Genomic DNA, 22,668 nt, shown 5'->3' with positions numbered 1-22,668 from the left:
GTGGTTCTGGATACAAATATGTAAGTGATAAAATGAATGCTTCACCTAAATGCATTGTGCATTAGGCTAAAAACGGCAAATCTATTTGAAACAATTAAATCAATTACAGTGGTTACGAATGATTGTACACTAAGTAAACGGTCAAAGTTTTAAAAATACCCTAATTTACATCCCACTCCGAAAAGCTGACGGTGTGCAGCCTTCCAGCTGCTTGAATTTTGCATTAAAATACGTTTGATGTGAATAGCCCGTTAAACGAGCAATTTCTTCTAATGGCTGATCTGTATCTTGTAGGAGACGCTTTGCCTCACGAATGCGCACTTCATGAAGTATGACTCGAAAGGATTGGCCTGATTCTGCGGAAAAGCGGCGACTTAGCGTGCTTTTATTCATCCGAAGGGCATCTGCGCATGCCGTTAAATTCCAGCTCGCATTCCAATAATTTAATTCAATTAATTCCTTTACTTTTTCGACAAGGCTATGTGTCCCTTCCTGTTGCTGTTTTTGCACTTGTTGAAGTAAACTAGCTGTAAACTTTAGCAGCTTTTGAACAATTTGATGAATGACCGGTTTATGGACGATAAAGTGAAATACTTCATGATAAGCAGCTTCTAGACTAGAGTTTTGGAGATGATATGATTTCATATGTCTTCGAATTTGGGCAAGAACACTTGTAATGCGGATTCGAATCATTTCCGGATCGGGATATGGCCTTTCATATGTGAGAAACTCATGCTCCACCCATAATTTAATTGCTTTTATATCATGCTTTTCTAACATTTCTATCCACTCCCGCTGTTCAAGCGGCGTTAAAAATGGATCCATTTCGCGTGATGGAGCTTGGTCCTGTTCTGCTAAAATTACATCATATCCTTCGAAAAAAATTCTCTTCGTCAGCCGCTTCGTTTGCTGATAGATTTCCTTAACAGAGCTTTCCTGCGGCACCATATTAATGACTATCGCAAGCGGCTCATCCATCCGCTCTTTCCACCTAACGAGAAAGGAATTATACACTTCACGAATCGTTTCAATCCGTTGCGGTTCCTGCACACAAAGGATAAATTCTGATAGTACAAACATTTTATAGTTGCCTGGAAAAGGATATCGTTGCAATGCATGATAAAGAAGCTGCAGTGTTTCAACATTTGGTGTCAATAAGGCAACCATCATGATAGGAACAGCTGCGTTCTGTTCGGTTAAAAAGAAATTCGGATAATCAATGGCATATGTATCGATTAGGTTTGTTGAATTAGCTACTGAAAAAGGCTGTTCATTTCTTAACAGAAAACGAATTTGCTGAATGCGCTTAATTAGTTCATCTGGCGAAAAGGGACGGAATAACACATCTTCTGCCCGAAACGTGAGCGCTCGGTAAGCCGTTTGAAATATTCTTTCTGAAGATATGCCTAACCAACGAATTCTTTTTTGCTGGAGGAGGCTGCAAAGCTGTTCAAACTCTTGTCCCCACTCATCCATATCAAGAATAACAAAATGTGAGCCTTGCCTTTGCACCACCTCACCTAACTCATTAACCGAATCCAAGACCGTTAACTTCACCCCTGTGAAATGTGATTCGATCACCCAGCGAATTCCTTGAATCTCTAAAGGATCTTTCGTCATCATTTGAATATCCAAAGCTGCAACCCCCGAATCTATCTTTTTTTCATTATACCATTTTCAGAAATATAGAAATATTACTGTTTCTACATGTAATATTTTGTTTTCAACCTTATTGTTGGCGATTCTTCTTTCTTCCGCCCGAGAATCGACCTTATTTACATGAATTGAACATCTATTTTACATATCTGCTCTCTCATTAAATGAACAAACTTCTAATCATTATTTTAGACAATAAAAAGGCATTTCACCTAAAAAACTGGTGAAATGCCTATTATATTAATATGATACATATTTTAGCGGATTTATGGCATTGGTTCGGCTTCCATTCCATGGACCATTATGAATCTCGAAATGGAGGTGTGGACCTGTTGAGTTTCCGGTACTACCCATATAGCCTAGCAGCTGACCTTTTTCCACAGACTGTAAGCCGGAAACACTTAAGCTTTCCATATGTCCATATACAGTTGTCATCACTTTTCCATCTATATAATGCGTGATCATGACGACATTACCATAGCTTCGATCATAGTTGGCTCTGATTACTGTACCTGAAGCTGCAGCAACAATCGGCACTGCTCCGGTACGGCCATTTTTCCCGATATCGATGCCAGAGTGAAAGGCTCCCCAGCGCATGCCAAAGTTAGATGTCAGTCTACCGGTTGTAGGATTCATAAATGTCCCATTATTAATCGTTGGCAGCGCTCCGACATTGTTGTTATTAGCAGCTTGTCTCTTAAGCGCTTCTTCCAACTCTCTCTGTCTCTTTTTCTCAGCTTCTTGTTCTTTTTCAACGGCTTTTATCTGATCCGCTAAGATGCCTTCTTCATCCTCAAGATCATGAAGCTTTTCATGCATTTCCTCTTCTTGTTCATTTAATACTTTCAATAATTTATTTTTTTCTTTACTTTGCTCTTCAGATTTTTTCAGCAATGCTTCAAGCTCAGCTTTCTTTTTATTCAATTCGTTTAGTTGAACTTGAGCTTCTGCTTCCTTATTATCGAGAGCCTCTTTATCTTCTTGGTGCTTTCGAATTAAGTCGCGATCTGCTTCTAGAAATGTTGTGACCGCACTGACTCTACTAACAAAATCACCAAAGCTTTGTGCACCTAACAATACATCTATGTAATTAATAATTCCACCATTTTCTTGTAGAGAACGAACCCGTTCCTTTAGAAGAGCATCACGCTTTTTTATTTGTTCCTTTAAAACTTCTATTTCCGCTTGAAGTCGTGCAATTTCTTCATTTGCTTCTTCAATTTGAGCTTCTTTTTCACGAATTTGGCTATTCGTTTCTTCAACGATTTTGTCTAGTCGCTTAATCTCAGCTTGCGTAGCAGCCTGTTTCTCATTAATTTCTTGAACTTCATGCTTCGCATCATTTATTTCTGTTTTGACATTTGAGCGTTTGTTTTGTAAGTCCTTCTTTTTTTGCTCGAGCTGTTTCATACCTACCGCATGAGCCGTATTTGTCACTGGTGGAAATAAACTGCCTAAACAGACAATTGCTCCCACACCTATAATAAGAAATTTCCGTTTCAATGAAACAAGTCTCCTTTCTATTATTCGTCAACATACTTTTTATAGAAGGTAGCTTTTAGATACTAGTTCCAAATTTATGTATATTCTATTAATCTATGTCAGTCATATGCTGGTATATATTCACATAATTTATATTATAACATCGGATTTTGAAAAAAGGCCTCGAAATTATATTACATTTATATTTCAATTAAGGAGAAATTTGTCGAAGAACAAAAAAAACTCTAATGCCATTACATTGAATGACATTAGAGTTGTATTTGCTTATTTAGAAACTATTGCTTATTAGTCAGCATTTTTTTGTATGGATTGCTTTAATCTTTCAAGCTCTTGCTTTAGCTGGATATTTTCCTGTTTGATCACGGCCATTTCTTTGGCACTTGATTGACTTTTTCTAGTTTTAGCAGGGGGTTGGAGTATGACTTTATACCAAGCTTTTCCGTCTGGAGTTTCAGTTGGCTGTTTTTTATTAAAGCTCGCCTTTGGATAGACTTTTTTAATATATTCGGTTTCCTCATTAGATAGCCGTAATTCTCTAATCGTAACCCCATCACCAAAACAATCTTCCAAAAACTCCTTGAACTTTTCCGCTTCATGAAACGTCAACATTACCCCTCCCTATATAGTGCTTATCTTTTAATAATTCCACCAGAATATTTAATAGATTTTTCAACTAGAACATCCATCGCATCAATACAAAACTTTTCTACATCCTCACTCAATTTCATACACGATAATTCGGTGCAGGCAAGAATGACGCAACTGCAATTTTCTTTCGTTACTAGTTCTCTTATGATGCCTTCTATCACACTAACATCTACAGGCAAATCACTTTTTATACTATAAATTGTATTCATGACCTCGTCTTGAAAGACCTCATTAGGAACATGCAATTGTATCTTGTATTGATCACAGCCTTTTGCATAAACCCCACTTTGCACGGTTCCCGTTGTAGCTAAAATCGCAACCTTACTTCTTTCCCCAAACCTCTTCTGGATTTCCTTACAGGTCTCTTCGACCATGTTAATAATATTTATGTTTGTCATTGCTTGCATTTGCTCATAAAAATAATGTGATGTGTTACAAGGAATGGCAATATTTGCAACTTCTGCATGCTCAAGAAGTTTAATATCTTTTTCTATTGCTTGTAAAAAAGTATCTTCCTTCTTATTCAAAATCACATTCGTTCGATCAGGTAATGTAGCATGATTCAGAATGACCATATTAATATGGTCTTGGTCAGCATTTGCCACAGTATTTTCAATTACCCTTTCAAAAAAAACGGATGTCGCTAACGGTCCCATGCCACCGATAACACCTAAACTCTTCATTTCCATATTTCAACCTTCTTGTTTTGTTTATTTCCCCATTGATTTCTTATTGCCCATTAATGATTCAATCGACTTTACTTGTTCTTTTTTTACGACAACCATAGCATGACTTCCGAGATCTGTGTAGCTTTTAAAAAACGCATCTGCATTATATTTCATTTGACCGACAAGCGGATTCATGACATGAACGTTTTTCCCATCATAACCATTTAACACAACAGCATGTAAATTTATCGGTGAATCAAATTTTTCCCCAGTGTCGTGGAAATACCAAGAATACTTTATTTTTGGTTTGCCAAGATCGAGGGTTACCCAAATAAGAACAGGAACACCTCTGCGTAAGCGCTGCATAATCTCTTCTCTTGAGCTGCCACTTATATCAAGTGTGTAGTCATCTCCATCAACCGTTTTGAAATATTGATTTGCCGCTTCAAGAATTGGCGGAGTATACGTGAAATAACCTTCATCTTTGCTTCTTGGATTTCCAGCATATGCTTTATACGGATTTGCTCCGTAAAGCTTGCCGTTCTTTTTAATAAATGGTTCTTTTCGCAAAAAATTATCAGACATTTCCGTTTTTGAAACATGATAGTCATAATAATTTAGTACAGCAGTTAAGGCAGTGATTTCACAGCCATTTGGCAGTTCAGGCAATTGCAAAAGTGGAGCGACTGGAATAAGAACTTCGGTTATTTGAACTTTGCCTTCGTCTGTTCTCTTGTAATTTAGTACATGCTTCACTACATTGTTATCCACCTTAACCTCATTCGTTCCGCTGCTCACATCCACAATAAATTCTTCCTTGTTCAATTTATACGGTTTTATCACTTGATGCTGAATAATTTTATATCGGCCATTTTTGAGTGGCTCTGTTTCTACTTTGCCTGATAAATCGGTTATTAATTGGGCAATAACCTCATCTGTTTCCATATCGATAATCGTAAATTCTGTATCTTTTATGGGAAGGTTTGCCTTCTGATCCATATTCAAAATCGCAATCTTCCCTGCTTCTTCTTTTCTTACAGCTACATCGGAGACTCTACTAGTTATAAACGAGAGCTGTTCACTTATAAAAAATCGATTTTTACTAAAGGAAAAAACAACGATTATGACAAGAACGAATGTAGAAATACCGATTATTTTCTTCAATTTGATCCTATACCCCTATTTATAATTCTTTAAAGAATTTCTTATACCAAACAAGGAATACATAAACTGTCCAAATATAACGTGCATAATTGTGCTTCTTCGTAAAATGTTCATTAAGATATCTCATGAGCTCTTCCGTATCGAAAAACTCCTTTGCCATCTCTGATTCGAACATTTCTTTTACAATATTGTAATATTTCTCTTCTTGGAGCCAATAGCGAATTGGAACAGGGAAGCCAACCTTCGGACGATTTGCCCATTCATCTGGAAGTACTTCTGTTGAAGCGGCTCGCAATGCATACTTCGTATCCTTTCGATTCACACGCAATGAACTTGGAAGGTTGCTAGCCATTGCCATTACTTCTTTATCTAAAAATGGTACTCTAAGCTCGATAGAATGAGCCATACTCATTTTATCAGCCTTTAACAAAATATCACCAGGCAGCCAAAGCTTAAGATCAAGATATTGCATCTTTGTCGTATCATCTTTCCCTTTCACTTTGTCAAAAACACGCTTTGTTATACTTTGTACAGATGGACCATTCTTATACTCAGCCTTTAATACTTTTAGCGCATCTTCTTCCTCAAACACTTTAGCTTGTCCAATGAACTTTTCTTCTATCTTCTGTCCACCTTTGACTAAAAATGTTGAAATTTTATTATGTGGCAAGGCACTAGCAAGCTTCGAAAGTGAGCGACGGATAAAATAAGGAACTTTTTCGTATTGTTCTAGTTTCTCTGATTTTTGATACCAAACATACCCACCGAATATTTCATCTGCCCCTTCACCTGAAAGCACAACCGTTACATGCTCACTTGCTAGCTTAGATAAAAAGTATAACGGCACAGATGATAGGTTTGATTGCGGCTCATCCATATGATATTGAATCGTTGGCAATGCCTCGAAACATTCATCTGCATTCATTAGTTTTTTAAAGTTTTCGATGGATAGAATTCCAGATAATTCTTCCGCCAAGTTTGTCTCATTAAAAATGCCTTCATAATCTTTAAAACCAATTGAGAAGGTTTTATTTGGCTTTAATAAGGCTGTTACATAGCTTGAATCAACCCCACCTGATAGGAAGGAGCCAACCTTTACATCGCTGATTTTATGGTAATTTACGGATTCTTTCATCGTTTCATTAATTTCATTCACATAATGCTCTAAGCTATTTTCTTTTTCGTTAAACTGAAGATCCCAATATGGTTTAATGTCTAGTTCACCTTTTTGGTAAATCATATAATGACCAGGTTTAAGCTTGAACACACCTTTGAAAAAAGTTTCATCAAGAACTGAATATTGGAAGGTTAAATAAGGCTTTAATGCCTCTTTATTTAGCTCCTTTTTAAAAGCAGGCTGCTTCAAGAATGATTTTATTTCAGAACCAAAGATAAAGGAGTTATCTGTTGTGTTTTGTGTATAGTAGAGGGGCTTAATGCCAAAGAAGTCCCTTGCAAGAAGCATTGTTTCCTTTTTCGTATCCCAAATAGCAAAAGCAAACATTCCTCTTAGCTTTTGTAAAATTTCAACACCGTACTCTTCATAACCATGAAGCAACACTTCACTGTCTGTTTCTGTCGTAAAAATATGACCTTTCGCTAATAAATCTTCTCTTAAATGCTGATAATTGTAAATTTCTCCGTTAAAAACGAGGACACAGCTTTTATCTTCATTAAACATCGGCTGACCAGATTCTTCTTTTAAATCAATGATGCTGAGACGTCTGAAGCCTAATGCGACACTGTCATCTGTATAATGCTTGCCACTGTCAGGTCCTCGATGAATGATCGCTTCCATCATATCATTAATGATTTTTACTTTATCTATTTCTTGATTTGGATGAGCAAAACCAACAAAACCGCACATTTTATTATCACCTTTATAATAAGTTTCGTTAAATATTCTTCTTTTCGTCTATTACATAGCATTCGGAAAATACATACCGCCAATTGCTGATACTTTTCAGTTTGTGATCGCTGGTACCGAGCTCTTGACGCTCTTTTGTTGATAGCCCAGGAAATAAGACCATTAGAACGGGGCTATTGACAACTTTTTATTGCTAGTTATTTAATTATGGTCATTAAAACTAGGCTATCGACCGTTTTCTTCGCATTTCAAATAAATTTGGTCATTAGAACCATTCTATCGACCAACAATTGCAGATTCCCTCACTGATTTTCCGATAGAACCGTGGATTTGGTCAATGACTACAAAATGCCCACCATTTTGTCCGATAGGACGACTCTTGCCACACAAATCTACTCCTGGAGGTGATTACCTACAAGCTCCTTTTCTGAGTGACCAGCAACACGGTTACGCAGTGGAAGGAATAATTTTTCTTTAGAAATATTTAACTTCCTTTTTTCGAGCTGATGTAAAGCAATTTCTGCACCATAATCCATCCCTTGGCAGCCAGCTAATAATACTAAATCTCCAGCTGTTGCTTTGTTAAGTGCTGCTGCAATCGCTTCAGGAAGTTCGTCAATTAAGTGAACTTTAATGTTTGCTTCGGCCATAACCTCTTCGAAAACAAGCTGCTCCTCGTCAGAAACAGTATCCTTTTCCGTTACATGAGAAACACTTTTCGTTGCAATCAGTTCGCTTACACCTAATTTTTTCGCCCAGCTCACGATCGTTTCAGCATTTTCCCGGTTCACCGTTGGTCCCCTATTTCCTCTAATCGCATACACTATATGTAGGCTCTTGTAGGCCATATATTTCAGCGTTCCTAAAGTCACATTAATATTACCTGCATTAGCGAAATGATCGTCAATTATTTTAATGTCGTCTTCAAAAATAAACTCAAAACGTCTTTCAACACCAGCAAAATTTCTCAATGTTTCTTGAATCGTGGAGACAGACACACCACAAAGCAATGCAATCGTAATGGCTACCATTGAATTATACACTGAATGAAGGCCAGGTACAGACAATTCAATATCAAATTCTCCTGGAATATATTCGGTATCATTCACTTTAAAAGCCTTTAATATTTCAACAGTAAATTTCCCTCTACCTGTCGTTAAGTCTAAATTTTTGCAATGAATATGGCCATCCTTGCTATTAACACCAAATGTGATGACTTGAGCTTTCGTTTTATTGACAAGAGACGCAGAGTAAGGATCATCTAAATTCAAAACAGCATAGCTCTTTTCACTCGCATTGCGAATGAGGCTTGATTTGACTTCTAAATATTTTTCAAACGTGCCATGTGAGTCAATGTGCTCACGGCTTATATTATTAAACGTGACAATATCGTATGCAACATTCTCCACACGATGCATTTCTAACGCCTGGGAAGAGACCTCCATACTCACATGAGAGACTCCACATTCAACCATTTGATTTAAGTATGACTGTAAATCTAATGACTCTGGCGTGGTAAGCTCAGATGGAATCGAAACGTCATCAATTTTTATCGAAACCGTTCCAATGAGTCCTGTTTTTAGACCTTCATTTTCAAGAATGGCATTTGTTATATAAGACGTAGTTGTTTTCCCGTTTGTCGCAGTGATTCCGATCATTTTCATCTTTTTTGATGGATTGTCATAAAAAGCTGCTCCTAATTGGGCAAGTGCCAGGCGCCCATCTTTAACAAGATATTGTGGAATTTTAAGCTCCTCTTGAAACTCCTCAACAACTGCAGCGATCGCTCCGTTCGCAACTGCTTGTGAAAGATATTTATGTCCGTCTGTTTTATACCCGCGAACACAGACGAATAAATCTCCAGTCATTACTTTTTGGGAGTGATACGATATCCCGCGAATAGTTACATCTTGATCATTCATCATGTTTTGAACATCTATTGAATAAAGGAGCTTTTCAAGTTTCATTATTTGTCCCTACCTCATTTCTGCGACAACATTTTTTCTTATCTTTTTGGCTATATTAAACATACATGGCGTTTTTCAATGACCTTTAACAAGGCTATCTTTTTAAAAATTTACGTGCAATTTTTTTGAAAAAGATAAGGCCAGGCTTCGGATCTTTCCAATCCCAAATCGCATACGCCTTTTTCTTAAATAATGATAAAAATATTTGTTTTCTCGTTAATTGACCTGTTCGAATATAACCGCGAATCGCTAATAAGTCCTCATAAGCATACCAAAATACGATGTTTTTATCTTCTTTCACTGCCTTTGGTGGTAGAGGTGATCCAATTAATTCGCGATAAGTAATATAAGGGAAATTCAAGCCTACCTTATTCAGCATCGTGTTAAAATTCGTAATTCTGGCATTGATTTCGATTAAATAGAACTTTCCTGTTTCAGCATCCTTTTTAAACTCAATTTCTCCAAACCCTTTATATCCGATCTCTTCCAAAAATTTTGCACCGATTTCATATAATTCAGGTACATATCTTTGCTCTGTGTAAACAGAAGCACCAAAATTAATCGGATATTGGCGGTGCTTTTGAGCTGTTGTCCAATGGGTTACTTTTGAATCCTGATTTAAATAGGCATCAAATGTATACATATGATCATCAAAACCTGGGATAATTCTTTGCACAATGACTTCTAACTCTTTGCTTGCAGCCTTTTGCAAAGCTTCCTTCAATTCTTCTTGATTATGAACCTTAAACAGCTTCTTTCTAAAGGTTGCCACAAAGGTAGGGGAATCCGTTGGCTTAACGATGCATGGATATTTAATGATCGTATCGATTTTTTCGAAAAAGTCCTCATCATTTAGTCTAACCGTTTCTGGAACAGCCATTCCCTTTTCAACAGCTAAACTGTGCAATGTTTCCTTGTTCATAACCGTTGTAGCCAGCCCTTTTTGTGTCTGTGAGAAAAGATAGCAATCTTTTAATTCATCCAAATATTCATCAATTATTTCTACATATGCGTCATGGCATGGAATAAGAACTGGGGTTTCGTTTTGTTTCTTCGCATAATCTATTAAAAATTGGACAAAGCCTTGTGGGTCTTTTTTATAATAAGGAGCAATTAATCTTTCAGAGCAATATTTTGACTCGGCACCATACCTGTCATGTTCATCATAATCGACAGCAACCGTATGTACTCCATTTACTCCTAAACAACGAATGGTACTTAAACCGATATAATAGTTACAACCTAAAATGACTGCCTTATTATTCAAACTTCTCAACTCCAAACGAAATTCTTCAATATATAGATATTGACACAGAAATGCGCAACCATGCAAGATATTATACAACATTTAAGCGAAAAGGAATCAGGATCTTTTGGAATTACAAGTGGATTATTACCAAACTCTTTTTATCAAGAAAAAGGCCTCTAGTTTCATCGAAGACGATATATCAACCGTCCGATTTCACTAAAAGCCTTTTTATCAATCCTTATTAAACTTAGGAAAGTTTGTATATATAATCAGACAGCTTTCCTTGTCCGTTCTTCCTTTGCGAATAGCATGGCAACAAAACCGATAAGTAAAAGGATCATTGCAAGAAAAAAACCTGACTGCATACTGCCGGTTTTATCAGATAAATAACCGGTAACATAAGGTGCGATAATGGAAGAAGACATCCCGATAAAGTTATAAAGACCAAATACAGTACTATACCCTTCTTGAGGGGCATTTTTTGATACAAAGGAAATTAGAACTGGATCAAGTGCCAATTTCCCTGTTAAACCATACAAAATTAAAAAGAAAATCATCAGTGAGATGCTCTTAATATAGACAACAGAGAAAATCGATAACGCTGCTAATGGAACAAGAATAAAAACGAGTGGTTTGCTCCTTCCCAATTTATCGTTAATATATCCAAACAGTAAAGCTCCAGGTATAGATGCCCATGGAATAAGTGAGGATATAAACCCAACATCGCTACCCTTAAAACCACGTTCAACTTGAAGATATTGCGGAAGCCATGTCAAAATCATGAAAAATCCATATAGAGAACAAAATACCATAATGAATGTCACAATTAAGTTACGACTTTTCAATAATTCACTGATTTTTACTTTCTTAACTGGTGCTCCTAACGTTTCTACCGGTGCTGTTTGTCCACTCCTATCTGCAGTGGCTACTGTTCCCGCCTTTCCTCTTTTTTCCTTGACTACAAACCAGATTAATAAGGCTGTAATGATTGTTGGGATTGTCATAACATAAAAAGAAGTTTCCCACCTCATACCCCTTTCCAGTGTCAACGTACTCGAAGTCAAATAACCTAGTGAAGTACCAACCGCCATACCACTATTAATGATGGCCGTACCAACTGTCCTATTCTTTTGGGGAATGGCATCAGACGAAATGGCATAGGCAGGTCCATAAAAAGTACCTTGCCCAAGACCTGCGACTGCGCGTGCAAACATAAAGATTGCAAAAGTCGTGGCCATCCCTGAGATTCCGGTAAATAATCCGAATAAAATGAAGCCTGGAACAAGCACATATTTTCTTCCAAATTTGTCTCCTAAAGCTCCAGAGGGAATTTGGGCTAGAGCATACGTTAGAAAGAATACACTATTAATAATACCGAGTTGCGCATTGTTTAATCCGTATTCCTCTGCAATGTTTGGCATGACTGGGTTAAGAATTGTCCTTGTCGCATATATAAATACCCAACCTAATGAAAGTACTACTACAATTTTCCACCAATAGGGAGTACCACCTTTGTTGTTAATTGCACTGTCTGACATTCAATTTCCTCCTAATCGAGTTTGAATAAGCGTTCTTTTTTAGTTAGGCTATTGCCTCAACCTGTTTCTCCTTTGTAAAAAGAATGGCCAAAAGGCCGATTGCCATCATAATCATTGCTAAAATAAAACCTATTGCCATATTTCCTGTAACATCCAAAAGATAGCCAGTAATATAGGGTGCTAAAATCGAAGAGAGCATACCAACAAAATTGTATATACTAAACATCGTTGCATAGGCTCGTTTTGAAACATTGCTAGCCATAAACGAAATTAAAACTGGGTCAAGAGCTAGTTTTCCGGTAAACCCATAGACTAAAAGTGCCGTAATTAAAACTGCATTACTATCCACAAAGGCAACTGCCCAGACAGAAACAATTGCTACAGGAACGAGCATAATAATCAAAGGCTTTCTTCTCCCAAGCCTGTCTGAAAAAATGCCAAACAAAATGGCTGCAGGAATAGATGCCCATGGAACAAGCGAGGAGATATAACCAACTTCACTGCCCAGAAATCCTCTTTCAACTTGAAGATATTGTGGAAGCCATGTAATAATCATGAAAAATCCGTATAAAGAACAGAAAACCATAATCAAGATGGCAATGACATTACGATTTTTAAGTTGCTCCCAAATGTTAACTTTTTCTGTGCTAGGCTCTTTTGTTATATCCTTTAATTCAGGTCGCGGGCGTAAGGTCAGCCATATTATTCCCGCGACTATAAGGGTTGGGATGGTCATGAGATAGAAAGGGATACGCCAAGACATACCCAGTTCCAGCGTAAAATAACTGGACAAGAGATAACCAAGTGATATTCCCAAAGCCATGCCACTGTTAATAATAGCTGTGCCCATCGTTAAGTATTTCTTTGGGATATTATCTGTTGAAACTGCATAAGCAGGTCCAAAATACGTTCCTTCTCCCAAACCGGTTACGAACCGAATGATGAGAAAAATTAAGAAAGTCGTCGCAAGTCCAGATGCTCCTGTGAGCAAGCCGAAAAGAACAAAACCTGGAACGAGGACTTTTCTGCGGCCAATTTTGTCACCAAGTGTTCCAGATGGAATTTGAGCTATTGCATAGGCAATGAAAAAAACACTATTTACTAGCCCTAGCTCTGCATTTGTAAGATTAAATTCTTTAGCTAGATGAGGCATAACAGGGTTTAAAATTGTCCTGTCTGCATACATGAGCACCCATCCGATGGTAAAGGTCGCAACCACTTTCCACCAAAAGGGTATCTTCCTTCTCTCCTTATCCATAGAAACCTCCTTACATTGCTAAAACATTTGTAAAAACCCTGTTTTAGACTTACTAACCATTACTTTCTTAAAGCATCGGATTTTGTTAAATATCATTCAAACACTTATGTATTAAATCTTTCGACTTTCCTTATGAATTACTGAGAAAAGTAAATCATAGATATTTTGTGAACAACATTCGTTAATTATTCAAAACTAGATTAAAAATTGTTTGAATGAAAAAAAGAAGGCTGACTAATTTAGCATAGTCAACCTTCGATATTGAACGATACATATTTAATATAGATTTTCTGTGATATGCAGCCTTATACTTATCCACTTAATATGGAAAGATTACTTTCAAACTCTTCTGAATTTAACGTTCAGCATTCAGTCTTCAAATCTTTTAAAAAAGGATTCAATCTCTTTTTTATTCTTTAAGTAATGCTCTCCTTGTTCGATAGTTTCACTTTATCGCAATATAAATTTCGATTTGTGCCTCGTTTGGATTTGTGCTTTTTTCATCATAGACTTCAAAGTCGCCTGTATATGTTCTTTCAACGTTTGCGTGCGCAAACCAAGTCCATATATTTTGCCATGTTTCTATTACAATTTGAGGAATTGGCCCTTTTTCTGAAGTGAAGACAGCATATTTTGCAGCAGGAATTTCTTTAACGACGAACCTCTGATGTGCTTCATCTGAATGTACTTCACGGCCAATCGTCATACTGTATGCTCCATTTACATCGCTAACATAATCAGAATAAAGCCCATATGTAATAGGAGAGTCTGACACAGCAAATATTTTTTCACTTACTTCTTGTTCAAAAAAAGTTCCCCATAATGCAGGAATTTGAGCATTTATTGTCATTTCGTTTGCATTTGAGGTTTTCGTCGTTATCCCAACAATTTTGAATGCAGCTTTTTCTTTTATGACAGGTTGGTTCATTTTACTTCATACTCCACCTTTTTAATGTTGGCAAAGATTGGTTTAAGATCGTTCTTGCCTCTTTCTCACTCATTCCATTTTCTTTCATAAACGGAACACAAATTTCAATCATGTCCTCCATCGAAATATTAGCTTGTTTGAACTCACCATTTTCATAACAATAAATACAATAATCAGTATTTCGACCAGCATCTTTTTCTGTTCCAAATTGTTTCTCATCTGTTAAAGGCATTCCACAGCTTTGACAATAAATTGTTTCCATCATTATCACTCCTTTCATTTGTTTTTAATATACCAGCCTTAACTTGACAGCTGTTTGTCATATTTAAGGCATCTTTTTTAACTTTTCTTATATAAGTTATAAATATCTAGTGCTCTTTCCTTTACAATCTCTCTTAAATAGACAGGCTCCAGCACCTCTACCTTATCTGCAAAGCTTAAAATAAATCCATATAGCCACTCATCTTCAGGGATATCGACTTTTACGATCGGGTTGTCATCCTCAATATTCTCTAATCCGAAATTTTCCTCTATGACCCTTCGGATATTTGGATTAAAGGCTAGCTTTAAAGTAATGACTTTCTCTTGTTGAAACCATTCATGATCCCATGGCAATTCAGATAAGTGAATTTCTTTGCGGATAAATGTTTCTTCACATAGTTTAACGTCTTTCATTCTCACTAACTTAAACAAACGAAATGCCTGTCTTGAATAACAATATCCATATACATACCAGGAGCGTCCCTTATCAACAAGTGTGTGAGGCTCAATTTTCCGATTTGTTATTTGCCCCTCACCATTTGAATAAGAGAATTCCACACAAGTTGTTGTCTTAATCGCTTGTTTAAACAAAGTTATTTTTTCCTTTAAAAGTGGATTCTTCCCCCAAGGACTATAGTCAACAAATATTTGATCAAACGACCGCTTTGTTTCTTCTTCAGCAATTCCTATTATTTTCTCTAACAATGATTCTGCATGAGGATCATCATAGGATGTGAGTACACTTTTTAATGCTTGTGATATCGCTAAAAGCTCTTCTTTCGTTAGTACATGCTTATCAACTCGATAGCCTTCCATTAAAGCGATTCCACCGTTTGCTCCTTGATAGCTGATAACTGGGATGCCCGCTCTGCTTAAGGTTTCAATATCTCGATAGATCGTTCGAACCGAAACGTCAAATAACTCGGCCAGCTCTTGTGCTGTTACTTTTTTACGATTTATTAGAGTCATCGTCATTGTTAATAGGCGATCAAGCTTCATAAATCTGTCTCCCATCTAGAAATATTAACGTAAAAAAATCGACCCTGTTTAAAAGCAGGAGCATCATTATTTGATCGTACTTTTCTTCTTCACAAATAACGACAACACTGTTATCCCAAGAATAACACTAACAATTAAGAGCCACAAATGAATATGAAGAACGGGGCTCATGTTATCTAATAAAAAGGCTCTGTTAAACATGGCTGTTGATTTCCGCTCCAATCAACACGTACAAAGATCTACATTGTCCTTTAACAGAGCCAATAAAAAAGAAGATCCCTGATCAATACAGAGATCTTCTTATTAAAGTAGCCCGTCTATTTTCAGCTAAAGCTAAAACTATCTAACTAATAATCATAGGCTGTCATCATTTCTTACGCGACTAACACATAAAATACATATCTGCTCATGCCCTCAGCCAAAAATAGGACGGCTAAAGCGACATATCCGAAAGTTAGTGGTACTTTCTTATTTTTTGAAATAGCCAAAAATCCTAAAACTCCGACTCCAATTACTTCAATGATCCAACGAAGGGCGACCATTCCAGAGTATTGTTCTAAAGTATATAAAGCATTTGAACCACTGATCATATTTACCTCTGGCATTGCTGTCGAAAATAGGGAAACACCTATTAGTTGAATAGCAATTCCAATGATTGAGATAATGAAAGCAGATTTGACAATGCTTTGTGCTACTTCACTTTGCTTTTCACGTAACTTCGGTATGATGAAACTAGCAGCTAATACAGGGCCTAACACAATTGCGGTTCCCCAAAATGATGTATACGTGTTTATAGAATTCCAGCCACTTACAAGTGTCTTAGCATAAAGTGCACCCATACAATAAATATCAATGAATCCAATTATAGCCGAAACAAGCAATAGCCAATAATTCACTTTTTTCTGTACAAAAGCTAATCCTGTCGTTACACATGCTGCTCCGATAAAGATCCCAGTAACAAGGATCTCTCGACTCTGCCAAGAAGAACCTAAATTATTAATTGCATTAAAAGCATTGCTTGGCGCTCCTAAATGTGTAAAGGAGGAAGCTAATCCTACAATGGATAAACTAACGATAGCAATCAAAGGTGCTTTCATTACGCGAAAAACTTCTTCTTCTCCGTTTTTAGAAATCTTCTTATAGAAAAGCCATAACATAAACATTCCGCCAATAGAAGCCTGTAAACAAACTGTGAAGATTAATAACGGCCATTCATGCATCTTAATCACTCCTTTAAATTAGATCGCCGCATCCTTATGGGGATTAATAACAATATTTGGTTTTGTAATAGTAGAACTAGGAATTCCTTTAATATCTGCTGTATTTCCGTATTTTTTACGCAGCTCATCGATTGGTCCAAAATCAATCGCACGCATAATACATGCTGCAACACAAGCGGGCTTTTCACCTTTTTCACGGATGTCAAAGCATGTATCACATTTTGTCATTTTCCCTAGTTCCTCATTAAACTGAGGGGCACCGTATGGACAATTCCACTCGCAATATCTACAGCCAATACATTTATCATGGTCAACTAAAACGACTCCATCTTCTTCACGCTTATGCATTGCCTGAGTTGGACAACCTTTAACACAGCCTGGCTCATCGCAATGGTTGCATGAAAGTGAAATATTATAGGCTTGAACATTATTAATCCATGCTCCATCTTTATCCTGTACAAAACCACCAGACTCTTTTGTATATATTCTTCGAAAGTTAATACTAACGGGATTATCATTCTTATCTTTACAAGCTATAACACATGCATTGCATCCGTTACAACGAGCCTGATCAATATAAAAACCTAATTGTGTCATTTTTCATCCTCCTCCTTTATGCCTTCTCAACTTGTGCTAAGTTCGTATGCTGAGGGTTACAATGGAATGGTGATGCCTCTAGACCTGTGAGGACGTTAATGACACCTCTTTCGTCAACACCTTTATCATTTGGTGTGTGCCATCCTCCTTGTGGCATACAAATAACGCCAGGCATTACTCTGCTTGTCACTTTTGCAGGGATAATCGTCGTTCCTCGATCATTGAATACCTTTACCTTGTCGCCTTCGTTAATTTTTCTTTTCTTAGCGTCAATCGGGTTGATCCATAGTTCTTGTGTTTGTACCTCTTCCATCCACTCGCTCGTTTCCCATGTTGAGTGGCAGCGTCTTTTCACATGCCAGCCAAACACTTGTAATGGATAATTGTCAGTAACGCTGCTTTCTGGGCCTTCTGCAACTGCCACATGCTTCGGAACAGCAGGAATCGTTTCCTGTTTATCCATATCCCATAGCTTTTTAGAAAATAATTCGATTTTTCCTGATGGCGTATCAAATGGATTGTTTTCAATATCTTCTATTTGTTCTTTGAAATTAACAATATGATTGTCTTTATACTTATAAACACTATTTTTCTTCATTTCCTCAAAGGATGGAAAGTCTGGATCCTTTTTCCGAGACTCCTCAATCATCCATTTCACCCATTCATCTTGCGTTCTGCCTTCTGTAAATTCTTGTTCTATACCTAACTCTTTTGCAAGCATAGCCATCCATTCATATTCAGTCTTGGAACCATATAGAGGCTCAACAACTTTCTGAGAAAGGTAAATTTGCTGACCAAAGCTCCATGGTGGAACGAGATCATTTTGTTCAAAGAATGTACAAGTTGGTAAAATAATATCTGAATACTTTACAGATGGTGTCATATAAATATCTGATGTGACGATGAACTCACATAATGACTCATCCTCAAGAATTTTGATCGTTTCATTAATATCACTATGTTGGTTGACTAAACAGTTCCCCGCCATATTGAAAATCATTTTGATGTTTGATGGCAATTTTTGTCCCTCTTCTAAACCTTTAACCCCATCTTCTGCACCCATTTCTGTACCTCGTACAACCGCATCCGTATATTTGAACACAGGAATTGAAATACCCGTTGGATTATCTGGGATTGGAAAATCTTGATATTTGATTAGCTTACCGCTAGGAAAGTTTGGTCCTGCCCAACCACCGCTGATACCAATATTTCCAGTCAAAGCTGCGATCATAGAACCACCTCGTGACATCTGCTCACCATTCATATGACGATTAATGCCGTTTCCTTGAACCCAAGCCATCGGTTTCGTTGTTGCCACTTCACGTGCAAGCTGGATGATGCGATTCGCAGGGAGCCCTGTAATCTTTGCTGCCCACTCTGGTGTTTTTGGCACTCCATCTGTCTCACCCATTACATAACTACGGTAAGATTCGCCAGCTGGAACACCTTCTGGCATATGCTCCTCATCATGACCGACGCAAAATTTATTTAAAAAATCTTGATCGTGGAGATTTTCTGTAAACATGACATACGCCATCGCGGCTATAAGCGCATTATCTGTTGTCGGCTTAACAGGGAACCAATCATCTGCTAAAGCTACATTTGTATCCGTTTTCCGCGGATCAATTGTATAAATTTTTGCCCCTTTTGCTTTTGCCATTCGAAGGTACATATTAAAATGACCAATGATTGTTTCAGCAGGGTTCATACCGTGTAAAATGATCAGCTTTGAATCTAATAGTGGGCGGCAGCTGTTACCTGCTGAGCTTGTACCAAACGTAAATGGTGTCGCAGCGCCGTGCTGTCCGGAGCTATAATTTGAATAGCGTCCTAACAACCCGCCATCACATGCAAGTAGTCTTTGAATGACCGTATCACCACTACCTACTGTTCCCGTTTGCCCTGTTGCATAAAGGCTAAAGCGAGAAGCTGGACCATATTTTTCTTTAATTCGATTATTTTCCTTAGCAATAATTTTTATTGCTTCTTCCCAAGAAATTTCCTCAAATTTTCCTTCTCCCCGTTTTCCAACGCGCTTTAACGGTTTTTTTATCCGATGTGGTGAATAAACATGTTTACGATAACCACGGCCACGTAAACAAGCGCGAATTTGCGGGAATTGTTCATTGTCCGCATTCTCATCTCTTTCGTCATTATCTGTAGAAATACGAACGATTTGTCCATCTCTAACATGAGCTCTAATTAGGCATTTTCCGCCACAATTCAGCGTACTACAAGTTGGAACAATTACTTCTTCAACAGCAGCCTCTGTTGTCTCAGCATTTGCTTTCAGAATAAGGTTTTTTGAATTAACAGTACCACCAACTATTACTGGAGCTGTAACTGCACCTGACCACTTTAAAAAAGTACGACGCTTCATTGCTTTATTTGCAATTTGCTTAAAAAGGTTTTCACTCATTTTCTAAGACCTCCTTTAAGTCTTTCATATATTCATATTCTTCTATAATAAAATTTAATAGAAGCTTGGCGCTTCCCCGATATAATGTGCTAGTCGTAGAAGAAATAATATCAGTAGTAAAGGGGCGAACCCATTGCATTAAATGATTATTAAGCAGCCAATATTGATGAATAATTCCCCTTGCAAAATCATTTTCATTTCTTTCTTCAAATGCGTTCCCAGTATAGTTAATTAAATAAGACATAAATTCTAATTGAACTGAAATATGGTCTTCTGGATCTAAGTTTTCATCTTTATACTGTAATCCAAATTGATGTAACTTTTCTCTTAATTGAAATACATTCTCACCAAACAATGATTGATCTTTTGTAACATAGACAGATTCCCAAGGCGGAGCAGGAATTTTTCCAGCTTCATTAAATATATTGAATGTTGCCAAATATACTTCCCTCTCCCGCTGTTCTATGAAATGAAGATCAGTTCTTTTTAAATCCGTAAAAAAATCTTGTAAATCTTTGTTATCTTCCGTTAATACCTCTATGAACTCAGATGAGAAATTCTCTTTCCAGAGTTGTAAGGTTTCTGTTGCTAAAGGCTTATCAAATACAATTTTTAAAAATGAATAGATCGTTTCTCTGTCTTTACTATTTAAAGAAATTTCCTTATCCATCACTATCTCCATAATTGATGCCTCCCTTCCAAGTTTGTCTTACATTCATATTTCGCTTTTATTCATGCATTAGCTGTTTTTACTAGATACACTTATTTCAACGAATTAAACTAGCTAATGAAAAGGAGAGCCCAATTGATTGTGAATTGATTCACAATCATGATCATTTAGAACCCCATTCGTAAACTGCCTACTTTACGAACGTCCTTTCAATATCAATTCTATACAATAAGTTAGAACATCAGGGATGTGGATTCCTACAGTCTTCAATAGCTGGATTTGTGATCCTTTCACAGCTATTGAAGGCTAGTTCAATGGGATATGTGACTGATCATTGAAGAATTAGATTGACTCCTATCTAACTTCAATTATGAATAATCGAACATTTCTAATTATGGACCAAAAAAAGCCCAGCTTATTTTTTAATACTTAAGCTAGGCTTGCTAAAAACTATTTTTGTTATAGATTGATAAAAGAAAGCAATCTAACAGCAATCGTTAGATTCATCATCTCATTTGAATCATTTAGCTGTAATCCCGTAATTTCCTCAATCTTCTTTAAACGATTCCTCAATGTATTCGGATGAATATGGAGCACGTCAGACACTTCATTAATGATTCCATTGTATTGAAAAAAGACTTGTAACGTTTTAATATATTCTGTTTCAGATTCCTGATCTAACTCTATTAAGCCAGATAGGTAATCCAGACAAAAATCTGAAAGAAGTTCCCCGTGAACATGACTAAGCAAACTGAGTATTCCTAAATCATTAATATGAAATATATTCCTTTTCTCAAACCAATCGCGGCCAAATTGTAAAGCAATTTTTGCTTCCTGATAACTTTTATTTAGATCTATAGTATCTTGATACCATTTGCCAATGCCAAAAATAAAAGCATAGTCTGGCCATTTACTAGAAAGCAATTCTTCTAATTGACCCATTATTTGTTTAACATCATTTTTTCTAGCAAAACTAGCCTTTACTTCTTCATCTTCAATTAAGAGAATAATTTGATCTTGAAATGGAAGAACAATCGTCTTTTCCTTGATATTAGCTGCGTCAGATTGCAAAAATTGGTTTATTTCATCAAACCAATTCATATTTATCATTAATTCATTAGGCAATTCAATGTTCAAAATAATTAAATGATGGGGCTTTTCTAAGTTCCAACCCCAAGTCTTCCCTTGCTTTACCAGCATCCTTTTTGATTCAAACTTATGATAAAGCAAATCATAAATAAAATGTTCTTTAAATCGTTCCTGTTGTTCTTGAAGAACCTCCTCCGTTTGCAATGAGATCGCAGTCAACCCTACTAGTTTATCAATGATTTTTCTTTGCCAACTCATTAGATCCGCTGAAACCACTAGTGCATGGTTCTTCGAGCCAGTAATATTCATATAGTAAAGATCAAATGAATGGCTTGGCTCTTTTATATCGAGTATGTTATCAACTAAAAATATATTAGAATTTTGATAGTTGCCCATCTCAATTATTCTACGATGAGCATTTAACCATCGAGTCGCCTCCCGTATCTCCTCTTTTCCCCCCGTTTGCCATAAAAGTTGTTTTTCTTCATCTAAATACAGAAGCGGTGTATCCAATGCTATTGCCCACTTCGAAGCTAATTTTGTAAATCCTTCATTTTTAAAACCGGCAAGTTCCATGCTTACTTGATTATAGGAATAAAAAGGCTCATCACTTTGAAAGAAGATTTGTACTAATGAACGATTTTCTACTTGAATACATGGCAGCCCACATTTCTGAAAGAATAAAAGAATTTCTTCATCGATTGGTATACGATTCTGAAAACAAAAAACGATGCAAACAAGATTTGGATCTTGAATTAATTGTTTAGCCGTTTCTCCTTCATTCAATCTTTTACATTCAACTTCCGTTTCAATTATTAGCAATGTTTTTTTTTCAAGCCAATGACCGTGAACAAGCTGATTAACTGTATCATAATAAAGTGGTTTCTTCGGTAAAGAAGTTAAAATGGTCCATTGATGCAATGGAAAAAAGGGTAATAAATCTTGAATTGATTTTTTCATAAATCAT

18 protein-coding genes are annotated in these 22,668 nt (G+C 36.7%); all 18 read right to left on the bottom strand.

All coding sequences use genetic code 11. The annotated features are described in order from the left end of the window. Positions 1 to 165 precede the first annotated feature (165 nt). A complete protein-coding gene (locus tag KDN24_RS03605; RefSeq protein WP_409975330.1) occupies positions 166 to 1,635 on the bottom strand; it encodes a response regulator transcription factor in 1,470 nt (489 codons plus the stop codon). Positions 1,636 to 1,896: 261 nt separating this feature from the next. Next, on the bottom strand, positions 1,897 to 3,159 hold the full coding sequence (locus KDN24_RS03600; RefSeq protein ID WP_409975329.1) for a murein hydrolase activator EnvC family protein: 1,263 nt from the start codon (positions 3,157 to 3,159) through the stop codon (positions 1,897 to 1,899). Positions 3,160 to 3,444: 285 nt separating this feature from the next. Continuing rightward, positions 3,445 to 3,768, bottom strand: coding sequence for a hypothetical protein (locus KDN24_RS03595; protein ID WP_491348307.1), 324 nt, complete (start codon positions 3,766 to 3,768; stop codon positions 3,445 to 3,447). Between the two features lie 20 nt (positions 3,769 to 3,788). Then, on the bottom strand, positions 3,789 to 4,496 hold the full coding sequence (cuyB, locus tag KDN24_RS03590; RefSeq protein WP_409975327.1) for a cysteate racemase: 708 nt from the start codon (positions 4,494 to 4,496) through the stop codon (positions 3,789 to 3,791). 21 nt (positions 4,497 to 4,517) lie between these two features. Next, the gene (locus KDN24_RS03585) at positions 4,518 to 5,639 is read right to left on the bottom strand and encodes a C39 family peptidase (RefSeq protein WP_409975326.1); all 1,122 of its coding nucleotides are present in this window, start codon (positions 5,637 to 5,639) and stop codon (positions 4,518 to 4,520) included. 19 nt (positions 5,640 to 5,658) lie between these two features. Next, positions 5,659 to 7,506, bottom strand: coding sequence for an asparagine synthase (glutamine-hydrolyzing) (asnB, locus tag KDN24_RS03580; RefSeq protein WP_409975325.1), 1,848 nt, complete (start codon positions 7,504 to 7,506; stop codon positions 5,659 to 5,661). 392 nt (positions 7,507 to 7,898) lie between these two features. Then, a complete protein-coding gene (locus KDN24_RS03575) occupies positions 7,899 to 9,473 on the bottom strand; it encodes a Mur ligase family protein (RefSeq protein WP_409975324.1) in 1,575 nt (524 codons plus the stop codon). 94 nt (positions 9,474 to 9,567) lie between these two features. Then, positions 9,568 to 10,740 carry a carboxylate--amine ligase gene (locus KDN24_RS03570; protein ID WP_409975323.1) on the bottom strand — a complete coding sequence of 391 codons (1,173 nt, stop codon included), beginning with the start codon at positions 10,738 to 10,740 and terminating at the stop codon, positions 9,568 to 9,570. 251 nt (positions 10,741 to 10,991) lie between these two features. Next, entirely contained in the window at positions 10,992 to 12,260 is a 1,269-nt protein-coding gene (locus tag KDN24_RS03565; protein ID WP_409975322.1) for an MFS transporter, read from the bottom strand. Between the two features lie 43 nt (positions 12,261 to 12,303). Then, the gene (locus tag KDN24_RS03560; protein ID WP_491348306.1) at positions 12,304 to 13,518 is read right to left on the bottom strand and encodes an MFS transporter; all 1,215 of its coding nucleotides are present in this window, start codon (positions 13,516 to 13,518) and stop codon (positions 12,304 to 12,306) included. A gap of 445 nt (positions 13,519 to 13,963) precedes the next feature. After that, positions 13,964 to 14,446: a GyrI-like domain-containing protein gene (locus KDN24_RS03555; RefSeq protein ID WP_409975320.1), complete on the bottom strand. Its 483-nt coding sequence runs from the start codon at positions 14,444 to 14,446 to the stop codon at positions 13,964 to 13,966. A 1-nt stretch (position 14,447) separates the two neighbouring features. Further along, entirely contained in the window at positions 14,448 to 14,708 is a 261-nt protein-coding gene (locus KDN24_RS03550; RefSeq protein ID WP_409975319.1) for a zinc ribbon domain-containing protein, read from the bottom strand. A 77-nt stretch (positions 14,709 to 14,785) separates the two neighbouring features. Further along, positions 14,786 to 15,706: a helix-turn-helix transcriptional regulator gene (locus KDN24_RS03545; RefSeq protein ID WP_409975318.1), complete on the bottom strand. Its 921-nt coding sequence runs from the start codon at positions 15,704 to 15,706 to the stop codon at positions 14,786 to 14,788. A 374-nt stretch (positions 15,707 to 16,080) separates the two neighbouring features. Beyond that, entirely contained in the window at positions 16,081 to 16,926 is an 846-nt protein-coding gene (locus tag KDN24_RS03540) for a dimethyl sulfoxide reductase anchor subunit family protein (protein ID WP_491348305.1), read from the bottom strand. A gap of 18 nt (positions 16,927 to 16,944) precedes the next feature. Next, positions 16,945 to 17,523 (bottom strand): DMSO/selenate family reductase complex B subunit, encoded by a 579-nt coding sequence (locus tag KDN24_RS03535; RefSeq protein WP_491348304.1) that lies wholly within the window; start codon positions 17,521 to 17,523, stop codon positions 16,945 to 16,947. Positions 17,524 to 17,539: 16 nt separating this feature from the next. Next, positions 17,540 to 19,942: a DMSO/selenate family reductase complex A subunit gene (locus tag KDN24_RS03530; protein WP_409975315.1), complete on the bottom strand. Its 2,403-nt coding sequence runs from the start codon at positions 19,940 to 19,942 to the stop codon at positions 17,540 to 17,542. Further along, positions 19,935 to 20,624 carry a TorD/DmsD family molecular chaperone gene (locus tag KDN24_RS03525; protein WP_409975314.1) on the bottom strand — a complete coding sequence of 230 codons (690 nt, stop codon included), beginning with the start codon at positions 20,622 to 20,624 and terminating at the stop codon, positions 19,935 to 19,937. Before KDN24_RS03525 ends, KDN24_RS03530 begins: the two co-directional genes overlap by 8 nt. Before the next feature lie 447 nt (positions 20,625 to 21,071). Beyond that, on the bottom strand, positions 21,072 to 22,661 hold the full coding sequence (locus tag KDN24_RS03520; protein WP_491348303.1) for a PucR family transcriptional regulator: 1,590 nt from the start codon (positions 22,659 to 22,661) through the stop codon (positions 21,072 to 21,074). Positions 22,662 to 22,668: the final 7 nt, after the last annotated feature.

This window comes from Cytobacillus sp. Bva_UNVM-123 (assembly GCF_046351715.2).
Taxonomy (GTDB): Bacteria; Bacillota; Bacilli; order Bacillales; family Cytobacillaceae; genus Cytobacillus.
This window is presented reverse-complemented; position numbering and strand designations above follow the sequence as displayed.

Bases quoted from the DNA above. Each gene is read 5' to 3' on its own strand.
- KDN24_RS03595 (WP_491348307.1), bottom strand. From the start codon at position 3,768: ATGTTGACGTTTCATGAAGCGGAAAAGTTCAAGGAGTTTTTGGAAGAT.
- cuyB (WP_409975327.1), bottom strand. From the start codon at position 4,496: ATGGAAATGAAGAGTTTAGGTGTTATCGGTGGCATGGGACCGTTAGCG.
- asnB (WP_409975325.1), bottom strand. From the start codon at position 7,506: ATGTGCGGTTTTGTTGGTTTTGCTCATCCAAATCAAGAAATAGATAAA.
- KDN24_RS03575 (WP_409975324.1), bottom strand. From the start codon at position 9,473: ATGAAACTTGAAAAGCTCCTTTATTCAATAGATGTTCAAAACATGATG.
- KDN24_RS03565 (WP_409975322.1), bottom strand. From the start codon at position 12,260: ATGTCAGACAGTGCAATTAACAACAAAGGTGGTACTCCCTATTGGTGG.
- KDN24_RS03560 (WP_491348306.1), bottom strand. From the start codon at position 13,518: ATGGATAAGGAGAGAAGGAAGATACCCTTTTGGTGGAAAGTGGTTGCG.
- KDN24_RS03555 (WP_409975320.1), bottom strand. From the start codon at position 14,446: ATGAACCAACCTGTCATAAAAGAAAAAGCTGCATTCAAAATTGTTGGG.
- KDN24_RS03550 (WP_409975319.1), bottom strand. From the start codon at position 14,708: ATGGAAACAATTTATTGTCAAAGCTGTGGAATGCCTTTAACAGATGAG.
- KDN24_RS03545 (WP_409975318.1), bottom strand. From the start codon at position 15,706: ATGAAGCTTGATCGCCTATTAACAATGACGATGACTCTAATAAATCGT.
- KDN24_RS03540 (WP_491348305.1), bottom strand. From the start codon at position 16,926: ATGCATGAATGGCCGTTATTAATCTTCACAGTTTGTTTACAGGCTTCT.
- KDN24_RS03535 (WP_491348304.1), bottom strand. From the start codon at position 17,523: ATGACACAATTAGGTTTTTATATTGATCAGGCTCGTTGTAACGGATGC.
- KDN24_RS03530 (WP_409975315.1), bottom strand. From the start codon at position 19,942: ATGAGTGAAAACCTTTTTAAGCAAATTGCAAATAAAGCAATGAAGCGT.
- KDN24_RS03525 (WP_409975314.1), bottom strand. From the start codon at position 20,624: ATGGAGATAGTGATGGATAAGGAAATTTCTTTAAATAGTAAAGACAGA.
- KDN24_RS03520 (WP_491348303.1), bottom strand. From the start codon at position 22,661: ATGAAAAAATCAATTCAAGATTTATTACCCTTTTTTCCATTGCATCAA.